Origin of the sequence: Mesorhizobium argentiipisi (SeqCode) (assembly GCF_037179585.1) — a bacterium.
Taxonomy (GTDB): domain Bacteria; phylum Pseudomonadota; class Alphaproteobacteria; order Rhizobiales; family Rhizobiaceae; genus Mesorhizobium; species Mesorhizobium argentiipisi.
In genome coordinates this window covers 97442-109727 of record NZ_JAPYKO010000015.1, presented here as the reverse complement: position 1 = coordinate 109727, position 12286 = coordinate 97442, and the positions used below count along the sequence as shown (strand labels likewise).

Here is a 12286-nt window from a genome sequence, read left to right as displayed (position 1 = left end):
TGTGTCAGCGTCCTCCGGAGTGAATGGCGCCGGGCCCTTTTTCGGAGGCATCGGGCGAAACATGCCGGCTCATGTCCCTGCGAGTTTCGGGCGGCGGGACATCCATCAGGTTTCTGACCTTGGCATTGTTGTGCGCGTGGATGATGGCGCGGCTGAAACGGAGCAGGGTTCCGAGCACTGACATTGGCACTTCCTCCATTGAAATGGCTGATATGTCGGCGGCGGATGCCGGAAAATGCGCCTGGTCTGTTTCACGGGAATGGCTCGGAAACCGGCTGATCGTTTCCAAACCCTATGGTCTGGAAACACTTGCGTGCAAATGGCTTCGATCGCGAGGGCCCTGGGCGAAAGAGCCGACGGATCCGTGGAGCAGTGGGAAATTCGTCCGGCGCGAAGCCCGTGCTTCGGTAGGATTCAGTCGAGCGCCAGAAGCATGTATGTTTAACGATACTGATTCTTCCGATCATTTTGGCGGGTCGATGTGAGAAAAATCGTCGCTGCACTCACCGTAGCTGTAGTTCTTTCCGTCGGGCTGCTCTTCCTTGTGCCCGCTCTTGTTTCAATCGACTGGGTGCGTGCCGAATTGAGCCGGCAACTGTCATCCGCAACCGGAATGACAATTCGGCTGAGCGGGCCTGTCAGACTATCGCTGCTGCCCAAGCTGGCGGTGGTTGCGGACGATATCTCGCTCTCGACCGGCACGGGCGACATCGCGATATCCGCTCCGCGGTTCTCGACTTCGATAACGCTGTCGTCCCTATGGTCGAAAAAGCTTGAGATACAGTCCGTCGCGCTGGCGGATCCGACAATCGCGCTCAAGGCTTCGGCAAACGCGACGTCACCTCCGGAACCGAATGATGTTCAGGCCGATCCGTTTGCGGCGATTGTCGATACGCTCGAGCGGCTGGCGATCAATCAACTGACGATAACGAATGGTACCCTTACCTCAGGCGCGTCGACCGGCGATGCCGCTAAGGTGACGGCAATCGACGCCGATCTGAGGATTCCGGACCTCGACCGGGAGGTCTCGTTTTCGTTGGCCGGCACCAGCGGCGGCCGCCGCGTTGGAATGAGCGGGAGCCTTTCCGCCTTGAGGCCTATCCTGAAACGGCTGCCGGCCCAGATCGCCATCGAGGCGCGACTCGACCCGGCGCCGGCTGCCAAATTCTCTTCAGTGCATGCCAGTGGAGAGATCCAGCTCAACGGCAACGGCAGCTATCAGATCAAGGGCGGAAAGTTCGAGATCGGCGACCAGAGCTTCCAGATGGACGCGCTCTTTCAGCCCGGGGCGCGGCATCGCTTCTTCGCCGACCTGGCGGCAAAGCGCGTCGATATCGACGCCTTGAGCGATATTGGAAAGGGTGGCTCCAGCGCGGGCAAGGCTTCGGCCGGCTCCGGCGAGCCCGACCTCGCGATGCTCTCTGCGTTCGACGCCGACATCAGCGTCGCCATCGATGAATTGGTCGGCGGCAAGATACGGGCTTCCCATGTCCAGCTCGCCGCGACGCTGCGCGACGGACATCTCGAGGCAAAGCTGGAGCACTTCGGCCTCGATGCGGGAAGCGTCACCGCGAAAGCCTCGATGAATGTCGGTGAAACGCCTCCGACCATACGGGGCAATATTGCCAGTTCAGGGCTGGACATCGGCTCTATAGCGAAGCTGGCAGGACAATCCGTGCCGTTGTCCGGAAAGCTGACCGCCGATATGGGGTTCGCTTTTCGCGGACTCACCGCGGAGCGCATACGCAGCAGCGTCAATCTGCAGGGAACGGTCGGAATTCGGGAAGGCAAGCTTCCGCTTGCAGCACTTGCCGATGCCCGAACGGCCGACGACGTCACCGGGCTCAATCTTGACGCGAAGGTTCACGATGTCGGCAAGCCGGTCGATTTGACGGGCAAGCTCGTCTGGCGGGGACAGGCCGTGACGTTCAAGTCCCAGCTCGCACCTGCATCCTTTCTGGCCAGCGGCTCCGTTGCCGATGCCTCCGGGCCGATCAGCCTTTCGGTTTCCTCCAAATACCTCGAAGGCAGCATAAGCGGCGCTGCCGGGGGTGGCGGCACGTTCAAGGGTCAGGTTTCAGTCACATCGGCCTCGGTCGACAAGCTCATGCAATGGCTGGGGCAGAGTGCTTCCCACGGTCTGCGGGACTTTGCCTTCAAAGGTGACGTGGACGCCGGGCCAGGACAGCTTTCCTTTCAGAAAGCCTCTGTTGCCTTGAACGGGGTCAAGGCGTCGGGCCAGGGCTCGATGAAATTTGGGGAGCCCCTCAACATCCGGACGTCGCTCAATTTCGCGAAACTTGACTTCGCGGCGTTCGCCGGCGGCGGCGAGGCCGCCACGGGAGGAACGCAGAAGCCGAACGGCGCCACCGACGCGCCAATCGATCTCTCCTTCCTCAAGGGACTTGATGCCAAGGTGGATATCCAAGCCGACAAGCTCGGCTATGGAAAGGTCTTCGCCGGGCCGGTGGCCACCACCCTGACGGTGGCGGATGGGAAGGCTCACCTGAACGTGCCGCAAAGTCCCTTCTACGGCGGCACGATTGCCGCGGAAATGACAGCCGACGGCTCCCACGACGCCGCTTCCCTGAACCTGAACACTGCGATCGCCGGCGCGGCGGCGGCTTCCCTGCTCCATGATGCGGCGGATTTCGACCGCATCGAAGGATCGCTCAATGCGACGGTCGCGGTTTCAGGCTCGGGAAAGACCACGAAATCGCTTGCCCGCTCCCTTGGCGGCAAGGCGGCGGCAAAATTCGGCGACGGCGCCTTCCGCGGCATCGACATAGCGGAGGTCTACAACAATCTGGTCGGGCTGCTTTCCAGCGGCTTCAAGCAGGATCAGACCAAGAAGACGACGTTCACCGAACTCGGCGCCTCTTTTGCAATCGAGAGCGGCGTCGCGCAGACGACGGATATCAGCCTGCTGGGTCCGCTGGTGCGAATGGACGGCTCGGGCAAGATCGACTTCGCCGACCAGACGCTCGACATCCGTCTCAACCCCCGCGTCGTTGCCTCGCTTGCCGGGCAGGGAGGCGACGTTGCCGTGAAGGGCATTGGGGTGCCGATCGTGGTCCAAGGCCCGCTGTTTGCGCCCCGTGCCTATCCGGACCTGAGCGCGTTGGCCAAGGACCCGCAGGGCGCGCTGGACATATTGAGCCGCCTTGGGCTGCCAACCGGGAAGCTGAATCTCGACGAGCTGATCCCGGGTCAAACGGGCTCGAACGGCGACGGTTCCGGCAAGGGAGCGGCGGATCTGATCGGCGACCTTCTGGGCAAAGCCGCGCCCCGGCCCAAAGCCCCGCCCGCGGCTCCGGAACCCGCCGTGGCGCCAGACGCCGGCAAGACGGATAATGCGGCGCCACCGCCAGGTTCGAACGCCGGTGGCGAGGCCGAAGCAGAGATCACCGCGCCGGCGGCCGAACCCGCTTCCGCCGACCCGCAGGCCGCCCCTGCTTCGCCTGAAGCGCCAAAGAAAGGGGAAATCGACACGCTTCTCGATCAGCTGGCGAATTAGCGTTATGGGATGCGTCGGGTCGCCAAGGATTGCGTGAAGGACACCGGCGGCTCCGTGGACTTCAAGCCTGAAGGCGGGTTTGGGCATACCGGCGCAATACATGATCTAACGCTCATATGTGCGGCCGCAAATCAAAGTGATCTCGGCCGCCGCAAGTCGTCCCCAATCAGGACGTTCTTCCGGCCTTAATCTGCACAGATTGGAGAGGCCGATGAAATTGTCTGTTCTTGCCCTTGCCGGAACCATGCTGGCGGTGATGCCAGCAGTCCATGCGGCGCCGATGATTGGCATGCCGGCCAGGAATGGCCTGGTGCAGCAGGCGCATGTCACATGCGCCTACCTGACCGAGGACGGCTACTGCGTGCGGCCGCACAAGAAGCACAAATACTGGAAGCGCCACCACTACGACCGGCCTGCCTACCGCACCTATGAGCGTCAGCTACCGGACGAGGATTACTGGCGCTATCAGCGTGCACGGCCGATTATCCGGGTCGTTCCCGACTACCCGCCGCCGGACGAAGACAATTGGGATGATTGGGACGATTGAGGCGAGCCGCCCTTCATTGGCAAGCGGGACGCCTGCAGGCCCGCTATTCATCAGGGCGGACACCCCCGCCATTGGTCTGGCAGGTCGGCGGAGAGGTCGATGAAACTCGCCGTCTGGCCTGCCCGGCGCGACCTTGTCGTTGACATTGCGCGCCCGGGCACGCCTGAACCGGCCCATCCGGGAATAACGGATGGAGCTGGGGCTCCTACCTCTTCAGCGCGATGCTCATGCCGCTGAGGTCGGCGTTGACCTGCAGGCCGACCTGCCGGCCGGTGAGCTCGAGCTGGGCGCCCTTGTCATTGGTCATCACGATCACCTGGGCGCCTCTGCCGAGCGCGCCGCCACCGCCGGCCGCGCCGTAGACGCCCGTCACATCGCTGGCGCGTCGGATGTGGCGCACCCTGCCCTGAAAATAGGTCTTGGATGCGCCGAAGGCCAGGCCGCCCGAGATGCCGCCGATCGAGATCGGATACCGTTTGCCGTGGAAGGTCAGCGTGCCTTCCCCGCCGGAGCCGCCGATGAAGAAGGCCGCCTTGTAGACGGAGAAGCGGATCGTACCGCTGTCGGCATGCGCGGCGCTGGCAATGCTAACGCTGGCGGCAGCAATGGCCGCAACCGCGACTGAACGGAACCTGGACGAAATCTTCATGATGGAGAACTCCTCAAGCATCGCCGCTTACCCAGCCGGCCGGGGAATATCAGCTTCAAAAGTATAGCTGAACCGTCTTGCCCCGCCATTTGTTCCAAGCACGCGGCCCGAAATCCGGCTGTCACAAAATGCTGAGCGAGGAAAGCAAAAGCCGATGAGAAGTATATGCGTGTGCTGGCTGGTGGAGCTGAGGGGGATCGAACCCCTGACCTCATCATTGCGAACGATGCGCTCTCCCAGCTGAGCTACAGCCCCGTTCCAGCGGATGGGCTTGTATCGGTCGCGGCCGTTTGATGTCAAGGCGAAAGACCGGGCCGGCACAAGCGCCGTGGTGGGGCGGGCCTTGCCCGCACGCCAAGCCCGCGGGCCTTGCCCGCTCGCCAAGCAATGGCTACATGTCGGCGACAATTTTGGAGACCGGCATGATCGCCCTTATTCAGACCATCGTCATGGCGCTTGATATCTACTGGTGGATCATCATCGCCTCGGCGATCTTTTCCTGGCTCTACGCCTTCAATGTCGTCAACTCGCGCAACCAGTTCGTCGGCAGCGTCGGCAATATGCTCTATCGGCTAACCGATCCGGCGCTGCGCCCGATCCGCCGCTTCATGCCCGATCTCGGCGGCATCGACATTTCGCCGATCATTCTTTTGCTAATCATCTTCTTCATCCGGCAGTTTCTGGTCACCACCGTCTGGTCCTGGGTCGTGACCGGCGGCTGATGAGCCCGCCGTTTCGGCTTCGCGAGAACGGCATCGACCTTTACGTGCGGCTGACGCCGAAAGCGGCGCTCGACCGGATCGACGGCGTCGAGACCGCCGCCGACGGTCGCAGTCATCTCAAGGCGCGCGTGCGCGCCGTGCCGGAGAACGGCGCCGCCAATACAGCGCTGGAACGGCTGATGGCCAAGGCGCTGGGTGTGCCGGTGTCGGCCGTTTCGGTGGCCGCCGGCGGCACATCGCGGCTGAAGACGCTGCGGGTCATGGGTGATGGGGCCGAGCTGGCGAAAAGCGTCGAGGCTCTTTCTAAGCAATCGAAGATCTGAGACGCAGGCGGGACGGCGCCCCCCTCTGTCCTGCCGGACATCTCCCTCGCTTGGCTACGCTATGCACACATCTTCTGTGACTGGCGCGACTGATCAGGCCGAGGCTTGATTGCCAGGTGGTTCCCCCAATCCGTCGCTGCTTCGCAGCGCCACCTTTCCCCCCTCCGGAGGGAAAGGAAGGGAGCGTTGCTGGACGGGCGTTGACGGCAAAAAGCTTGGCACGCCTTCCTCTACCCCGTCGATCGGGGGAGAGGTGGCTCGGCGAAGCCGAGACGGAGTGGGGGTCGACCAGCGCTACATGAGGGGCGCGGAAGCTGCCAATCGGGAAGATGCCCGGCAGGGCAGCGGGGGGCGCGAAGGATCGCCAATCTCGGCGGCGCAAGCCGCTGCAACCGCTCAATCCCCAAGCGGCAGCTTCGGATCGTCGACCTTCAGCGTATTCACGCTCTGCTTTATGCGGCGCAGATTCTCCAGCACTTTCGGCCCCCGCGCTTCCGCCACCGTGGTGGCGATCATGTCGAGGATGGCCAAAAGCGCGTAGCGCGACGAGGTCGGCTTGTAGATGTTGCCGTCCTCGACGGACTGCAAAAGGATCACCGTGTCGGCGACTTTGGCCAAGGCCGAATCCGGCGCGGTGATTGCGACGGTGGCGGCGCCATATTGCTGGGCGACCTCGACGGCTTCGATCACCGAGCGCGCATAGCCCGAGACGGAGAAGGCAAGCAGCGTCGTCTCCGGCGTCGCCACCGCGGCATACATGCGCTGCAGCTGGCCGTCGGTCTGGGCGAGCGCCGAGAGACCCAGCCGGAACAGCCGGTTCTGCATCTCGGTCGCCATCATCGAGGAGATGCCGCCGGAGCCGATGCACAGCACATTGCCCGAACCGGCGATGCGGGCGGCGACATCCATCAGCGTCGTCATGTCGAGATTTTCGCTGGCGCGCTGGATGGCGGCGATCGCCGCCTCGGTGATTGCCGACGCGATGCGCTGCTCGCGCGCGTCGCGGCTGAGCGGCTCCGGCGACAGATACTGGCCGCCGATGGCGATCGCCTGCGCCAGATAGAATTTGAAATCGCGCAGGCCCTCGCAGCCGAGATTGCGGCAGAAGCGGGTGACGGTCGGCTCGCTGACGCCGACGCGCGCGGCGATCTCCGAGATGGCGGCCTTGGAGGCAAAATCGAGGTCGGAAAGCACCAGCCCGGCCAGCCGGCGGTCCGACTTGGTGCCGTCCTGCGACATCAATTGCAGGCGGGTGATGATGTCGGCCGGGCTCTTCATCATGTTCTCACAGCGGCAGGCCCGTCGCCTTCTCGAAGAGGTGGATGTTGCGCGGGTCGACGCTCACCGGCAGCCGGTCGCCGGGCTTCACCTGCAGGCGGTCGCGGAACACAGCGCGCACCGTGTCGTCGCCGACGAAGCCATAGACATGCGTTTCCGAGCCGGTCGGTTCGACGACGTCCACCTCGATTGCGAGGGCATCATCGCCGGCGCCGACGATGAAGTGCTCGGGCCGGATGCCGGCCTCGACCGTGTCGCTGCCGGACGTAGCCTTGCCCGGGAGCGCCAGACGGCCGCCGCCTGTCGTTTCAAACCAGGACTTGGCTCCGGCGGTCTTCAGCGCGCCGGAGACGAAGCTCATCGAGGGCGAGCCGATGAAGCTGGCGACGAATTTATTGGCCGGCCGGTCGTAGAGCTCCAGCGGCTGCCCGACCTGCTGGATGCGGCCGCGATCCATCACCACGATGCGGTCGGCCATGGTCATCGCCTCGATCTGGTCGTGGGTGACATAGACGATGGTCGATTTCAGCCGCTGGTGCAGCGCCTTGATCTCGGTGCGCATCTGCACGCGCAACTGCGCGTCGAGATTGGAAAGGGGCTCGTCGAACAGGAAGACCGAAGGCTCGCGCACGATGGCGCGGCCCATGGCGACGCGCTGGCGCTGGCCGCCGGACAACTGCCTGGGATAACGGTCGAGATAAGAGAAGAGGTTGAGCACGCCCGAGGCCTTCTTCACCTTGTCGTCGATCGCGGCGCGCGTCTCGCCGCGGATTTTTGGGCCGAAGCCGATATTTTCGGCGGCCTTCAAATGCGGAAACAGTGCATAGGACTGGAACACCATGGCGATGTTGCGCCTCTGCGGCGGCAGGTCGTTGGCGCGCGTGCCGCCGATGACGAGATCGCCAGAGGTGATCGTCTCCAGCCCGGCCAACATGCGCAGCAAAGTAGACTTGCCGCAGCCGGAGGGGCCAACCAGCACGACGAACTCACCGGTCCGGATGTCGAGATTGATGTCTTCGAGGATTTTGTGCTGGCCGAAGGATTTCGACAGGTTGCGGAACTGGACGTCGGTCATGGTCACGTTCCCAATATGTCGTCGATAAAAGGCAGGTAGCCAGCTGTCAGCCCGGCATCCACGGGCACCGCGGCACCTGTTATGCCGGAAGCGCGGTCCGAGGCAAGGAAAGCCACGGCTTCCGCTACTTCGGAAGCGTTGACGATGCGGCCAAGCGGATAGAGCCGCTTGAGCCGGCCGAGGATCTCGGGATCCTTGGCGAGGCGGTGGTCCCAGGCGGCGGTGCGGATCGAACCCGGACAGACGACATTGGCGCGCACGCCGCTGCGGCCAAGCTCGACGGCGATCGATTTAGCGTAGGCGTTGATGCCGGCCTTGGCCGCCGCATAGGCCGGATTGCCGAAATGCGCGATGGCGTTGACCGAGGAGATGAAGACGACGCTGCCCGAGCCGCGCTTGGACATCGCCTTGATGAGCGGATCGGCGAAAGTCATCACGCCGGTCAGATTGAGGCCGAGCTCCTGCTCGATTTTGTCCGCCGTCAGCGCGTTCAAGGTCTCGGCGCGCGTCCAGCCGGCATTGTTGATCAGGATGTCGGGAACGCCGTCCTTGTCGAGCAGTGCCGGGATCGCCGCTTCGATAGAGGCCCGATCGAGCAGGTTGAAGACGTGGCGAGAGGCGATATGCGGACCGGCCAGCGCCTCCGTCGACTGGTCGCAGCCGATGATGCGCGCGCCGCGCTCGGCCATAAGCTCAACGATCGCCGAACCGAGGCCGCCGCCGGCGCCCGTGACGACAACGGTTTTGCCCTCGAAATCGGCCCTTGATACCACGATGCGCGCTCCTCCGCCCCGCCAGACAGCGACGGAACGCTACCCAACAAAATGTAATTTAGCAACATGATAAACTGCTTGCATTGGGCCTAACCCTCGATAATGTAGGAAAGTAACATAAATCCTGTGCTTCTAAGGCCAGGCGCGAATGGGCATCATGGGAGGAAATCAGATGAGCCTTGCGAAATGGACAGTCGGCCTGTTGGCCGGAATGAGCATGCTGGCTTTTGCCGCACCCGCCGATGCGGGAGAGGTGCGCGTCACCGTCGCCGAGTACAGCGCCAAGACCGGCCCCTATTTCGAAGCGGTGAAGAAGGAGTTCGAGGCGGCCAATCCCGGCATCACCATCAAATATGAAGTGGTGCCGTGGGACGTGCTCCTGCAAAAACTCACAACCGACATCACCGCCGGCACCAATGCCGACCTTTCGATCATCGGCACGCGCTGGCTGATCGACTTCGTCCAGCAGGATGTCGCCGAGCCGCTCGACAGCTACATCAAGCCCGAGTTCAAGGACCGCTTCATCGATACCTTCCTGCAACCCTCGATCATGGACGGCCACACCTACGGCCTGCCGATCGCGGCTTCCGCGCGCGCCATGTATTACAACAAGGAGCTGTTCGAAAAGGCCGGCATTGCCAAGCCGCCGGCCACCTGGACCGAGCTGCAGGAGGACGCGCGCAAGATCAAGGCTCAAGGCGCCTTCGGCTACGGCCTGCAAGGCAAGGAGATCGAGACCGACGTCTATTACTACTATGCGATGTGGTCCTTCGGCACCGAGATCCTCAACAAGGACGGCACATCCGGCTTGAGCACGCCGGGCGCGCTCGAGGCCGCCAAGCTCTACAAGTCGATGATCGACGAGGGCCTGACGGAACCGGGCGTCACCTCCAACAACCGCGAGGACGTGCAGAACCTGTTCAAGCAGGGCAAGGTCGGCATGATGATCACCGCGCCTTTCCTCTCCAACCAGATCAAGGAAGAGGCGCCGAAGCTGAAATACGGCGTCGCCGCCATCCCCGCCGGCCCGACCGGCGCGCGCGGCACCTATGGCGTCACAGACTCCATCATCATGTTCAAGAACTCCAAGAACAAGGACGAGGCCTGGAAGCTGCTCGACTTCCTGTTCACCAAGGAGCAGCGCGCCAAGTTCACGCAGGGCGAAGGCTTCCTGCCGGTGAACAAGGAAGAGGCCAAGATGGACTACTACGTCAACAACGCCGACCTCGCCGCCTTCACCGCGCTTCTGCCCGACGCCCGCTTCGCGCCGGTCATCCCGGGCTGGGAAGAGATCGCCCAGATCACGTCGGACGCCATGCAGAAGATCTATCTCGGCAGCGCCACGCCGGAAGCCGCCCTGAAGGACGCCGCCGACAAGGCGAACGCCGTCCTGAAGAAGAAATAGGGCGTATCTCCCTGCGCCCGTGGCGCGCTCCACCCGTCGGAGCGCGCCACACCTTTTTGGAAGGTGTTCTACGTCGGCGCCGCCCCTCATTGCCCTGCCGGGCATTTCTCCCCGTATAGTGACGGGGAGAAAGAGCTGTCCGCAATGCAGGCGCTTTTCCTGCCGCGACTGACGAAATCGCCGGCGACAGCAGGCAGATGAGGGGCAGCGCAGACGTCGGCGAGGAATTCAAAGGACGTGTCTTGAGCACCAATGCCACTGCCACTGCTGCCTACCCGCAACATGGTGCCATCGAGCCGATGCAAAATCGTTTCGTGCCTTATCTGCTGACGCTGCCCAGCCTGCTCCTGGCGGCGATGGTGATTTTCTGGCCGGTCTGGGACCTGATCCAGATAGCGACGCATGACGTGAACCGCTTTGGCCAGCTTCGCGAGTTCAGCGGCCTGGCCAATTTCTCGGCGCTCGCCGCCGATCCCGACTTCATCGCAGCGCTTTGGCGCACCGGGCTCTGGACCGTGCTCGTGGTCGGCGGCGCGCTGCTTTTGTCGATCCCGGTAGCGATCATCCTCAATACAGACTTCTACGGCCGCGGCCTCGCCCGCGTCATCATCATGCTGCCCTGGGCGGTGTCGCTGACCATGACCGCGGTGGTCTGGCGCTGGGCGCTCAACGGCGAAAGCGGCATGCTGAATTCGGCGCTGATGAAGCTCGGCCTGATCAGCCAGAACATCCAGTGGCTGGCGAGCGCCGAGACCGCCTTCCCGATGCAGGTGCTGATCGGCATATTGGTGACGGTGCCGTTCACCACAACGATCTTCCTCGGCGGCCTGTCCTCGATCCCCGACGATCTCTACGAGGCGGCGGCACTCGAGGGCGCGACGCCCTTGCAGCAGTTCCGCGAGATCACCTTTCCGCTGCTGAAACCCTTCATCAACATCGCAATCGTGCTCAACACCATCTATGTCTTCAACTCCTTCCCGATCATCTGGGTGATGACTCAAGGGGGGCCAGCGAACTCGACCGACATATTGGTCACGCATCTCTACAAGCTCGCCTTCCGGATCGGCAAGCTGGGCGAGGCTTCCGCCGTCTCGCTGGTGATGTTCGCGATCCTGCTCGTCTTCACCATGATCTATGTGCGCCTTGCCATGCGGGAGCAGCGCGCATGACCCCTAAGATGAAACGCACCATCATCGCCTGGCTGCTGCTGGCTCCATTGATCGCGGTGACGATCTTTCCGTTCGCGGTGATGTTCCTCACCGCCGTCAAGCCGCGCACCGAAGTACTGACGCCCACCTGGTGGCCGAGCGAATTTCACTGGTCGAATTTCGCCGACATGTGGGTGGCGACCGGTTTTGGCCAGGCGCTCGTCAACTCGCTCTATGTCTCGGCGCTGGCGACCATCGGCGCGATCCTGATCTCGGTGCCGGCGGCCTACGCCATGTCGCGCTTCCGCTTTGCCGGCTATGGCGCCTTCCGCCAGTTCCTTTTGATCTCGCAGATGATATCGCCGATCGTGCTAGTGCTTGGGCTGTTCCGGCTGATGGCGGCCTGGGGCCTGGTCGAGAGCACCACCGCGCTCGGCTTCATCTATATGGCCTTCAACGTGGCCTTCACCGTCTGGATGCTGCAGAGCTATTTCGACACCATCCCGCGCGACCTGGAGGAGGCCGCCTGGATGGAAGGCGCCGGGCGCTGGCTCACCCTGCGCAAAGTCTTCCTGCCGCTTTGCCTGCCGGCGATCGCGGTGACGGCGATCTTCACCTTCATCAATGCCTGGAACGAGTTCGTCGTGGCGCTCACCATGCTGCGCAGCCAGGAAAGCTACACGTTGCCGATCCAGGTTTTCTCGCTGGTCGCTGGCCGCTATACGATCGAATGGCACCATGTCATGGCGGCCACGCTGCTGGCGACACTGCCGGTGGCGATCCTCTTCATTTGGCTGCAGCGCTACCTCGTCCGCGGATTGGCGCTCGGCGCGGTCAAGTAGCAATCCC

The 12286-nt window shown here is 63.1% G+C and carries 12 protein-coding genes and 1 tRNA gene; 7 read left to right on the top strand and 6 right to left on the bottom strand.

Annotation, left to right across the window (positions count from 1 at the left end; all coding sequences use genetic code 11):
- Positions 1–4: 4 nt before the first annotated feature.
- Positions 5–289, bottom strand: coding sequence for a hypothetical protein (locus O7A05_RS20885; protein ID WP_337094848.1), 285 nt, complete (start codon positions 287–289; stop codon positions 5–7).
- Between the two features lie 192 nt (positions 290–481).
- Here O7A05_RS20885 and O7A05_RS20880 point away from each other — a divergent pair, with 192 nt between their 5' ends.
- Positions 482–3517 carry an AsmA family protein gene (locus O7A05_RS20880; RefSeq protein ID WP_337094847.1) on the top strand — a complete coding sequence of 1012 codons (3036 nt, stop codon included), beginning with the start codon at positions 482–484 and terminating at the stop codon, positions 3515–3517.
- Positions 3518–3728: 211 nt separating this feature from the next.
- Positions 3729–4064 carry a hypothetical protein gene (locus O7A05_RS20875; RefSeq protein WP_337094846.1) on the top strand — a complete coding sequence of 112 codons (336 nt, stop codon included), beginning with the start codon at positions 3729–3731 and terminating at the stop codon, positions 4062–4064.
- 205 nt (positions 4065–4269) lie between these two features.
- Here the strand turns inward: O7A05_RS20875 and O7A05_RS20870 are convergent, their stop codons facing one another.
- Together O7A05_RS20870 and O7A05_RS20865 are read right to left on the bottom strand one after the other, a co-directional pair.
- Positions 4270–4713 carry a lipid-binding SYLF domain-containing protein gene (locus tag O7A05_RS20870; RefSeq protein WP_095770069.1) on the bottom strand — a complete coding sequence of 148 codons (444 nt, stop codon included), beginning with the start codon at positions 4711–4713 and terminating at the stop codon, positions 4270–4272.
- Between the two features lie 179 nt (positions 4714–4892).
- A tRNA-Ala gene (locus O7A05_RS20865) sits at positions 4893–4968 on the bottom strand.
- Positions 4969–5135: 167 nt separating this feature from the next.
- Between O7A05_RS20865 and O7A05_RS20860 the strand changes: the two genes are divergently transcribed.
- Both O7A05_RS20860 and O7A05_RS20855 read left to right on the top strand, forming a co-directional pair.
- On the top strand, positions 5136–5435 hold the full coding sequence (locus O7A05_RS20860) for a YggT family protein (RefSeq protein WP_135888880.1): 300 nt from the start codon (positions 5136–5138) through the stop codon (positions 5433–5435).
- On the top strand, positions 5435–5758 hold the full coding sequence (locus O7A05_RS20855; RefSeq protein ID WP_337094845.1) for a DUF167 family protein: 324 nt from the start codon (positions 5435–5437) through the stop codon (positions 5756–5758). The genes O7A05_RS20860 and O7A05_RS20855 overlap by 1 nt, the downstream gene beginning before the upstream one ends.
- Positions 5759–6154: 396 nt before the next feature.
- Here O7A05_RS20855 and O7A05_RS20850 read toward each other — a convergent pair whose 3' ends face one another.
- The 3 genes from O7A05_RS20850 to O7A05_RS20840 are packed head-to-tail and all read right to left on the bottom strand — an operon-like array spanning position 6155 to position 8884.
- Positions 6155–7036, bottom strand: coding sequence for a MurR/RpiR family transcriptional regulator (locus tag O7A05_RS20850; protein ID WP_337094844.1), 882 nt, complete (start codon positions 7034–7036; stop codon positions 6155–6157).
- A 7-nt stretch (positions 7037–7043) separates the two neighbouring features.
- Positions 7044–8111 carry an ABC transporter ATP-binding protein gene (locus tag O7A05_RS20845; protein ID WP_337094843.1) on the bottom strand — a complete coding sequence of 356 codons (1068 nt, stop codon included), beginning with the start codon at positions 8109–8111 and terminating at the stop codon, positions 7044–7046.
- Between the two features lie 2 nt (positions 8112–8113).
- Complete coding sequence (locus O7A05_RS20840; protein WP_337094842.1) at positions 8114–8884, bottom strand: SDR family NAD(P)-dependent oxidoreductase; 771 nt, start codon at positions 8882–8884, stop codon at positions 8114–8116.
- A gap of 172 nt (positions 8885–9056) precedes the next feature.
- Between O7A05_RS20840 and O7A05_RS20835 the strand changes: the two genes are divergently transcribed.
- The 3 genes from O7A05_RS20835 (at position 9057) to O7A05_RS20825 (ending at position 12279) form a co-directional block, all read left to right on the top strand.
- Positions 9057–10289, top strand: coding sequence for an ABC transporter substrate-binding protein (locus tag O7A05_RS20835; protein WP_337094841.1), 1233 nt, complete (start codon positions 9057–9059; stop codon positions 10287–10289).
- Positions 10290–10588: 299 nt separating this feature from the next.
- Positions 10589–11458 (top strand): carbohydrate ABC transporter permease, encoded by an 870-nt coding sequence (locus tag O7A05_RS20830; RefSeq protein ID WP_337094897.1) that lies wholly within the window; start codon positions 10589–10591, stop codon positions 11456–11458.
- Entirely contained in the window at positions 11455–12279 is an 825-nt protein-coding gene (locus O7A05_RS20825) for a carbohydrate ABC transporter permease (protein WP_337094840.1), read from the top strand. Before O7A05_RS20830 ends, O7A05_RS20825 begins: the two co-directional genes overlap by 4 nt.
- The last annotated feature ends 7 nt before the right edge of the window (positions 12280–12286 follow it).

Excerpts from the sequence above, each read along its gene's own strand:
- O7A05_RS20825 (WP_337094840.1), top strand. The coding sequence starts at position 11,455 with ATGACCCCTAAGATGAAACGCACCATCATCGCCTGGCTGCTGCTGGCT.
- O7A05_RS20850 (WP_337094844.1), bottom strand. The coding sequence starts at position 7,036 with ATGAAGAGCCCGGCCGACATCATCACCCGCCTGCAATTGATGTCGCAG.
- O7A05_RS20855 (WP_337094845.1), top strand. The coding sequence starts at position 5,435 with ATGAGCCCGCCGTTTCGGCTTCGCGAGAACGGCATCGACCTTTACGTG.
- O7A05_RS20875 (WP_337094846.1), top strand. The coding sequence starts at position 3,729 with ATGAAATTGTCTGTTCTTGCCCTTGCCGGAACCATGCTGGCGGTGATG.
- O7A05_RS20835 (WP_337094841.1), top strand. The coding sequence starts at position 9,057 with ATGAGCCTTGCGAAATGGACAGTCGGCCTGTTGGCCGGAATGAGCATG.
- O7A05_RS20830 (WP_337094897.1), top strand. The coding sequence starts at position 10,589 with ATGCAAAATCGTTTCGTGCCTTATCTGCTGACGCTGCCCAGCCTGCTC.
- O7A05_RS20845 (WP_337094843.1), bottom strand. The coding sequence starts at position 8,111 with ATGACCGACGTCCAGTTCCGCAACCTGTCGAAATCCTTCGGCCAGCAC.
- O7A05_RS20860 (WP_135888880.1), top strand. The coding sequence starts at position 5,136 with ATGATCGCCCTTATTCAGACCATCGTCATGGCGCTTGATATCTACTGG.
- O7A05_RS20870 (WP_095770069.1), bottom strand. The coding sequence starts at position 4,713 with ATGAAGATTTCGTCCAGGTTCCGTTCAGTCGCGGTTGCGGCCATTGCT.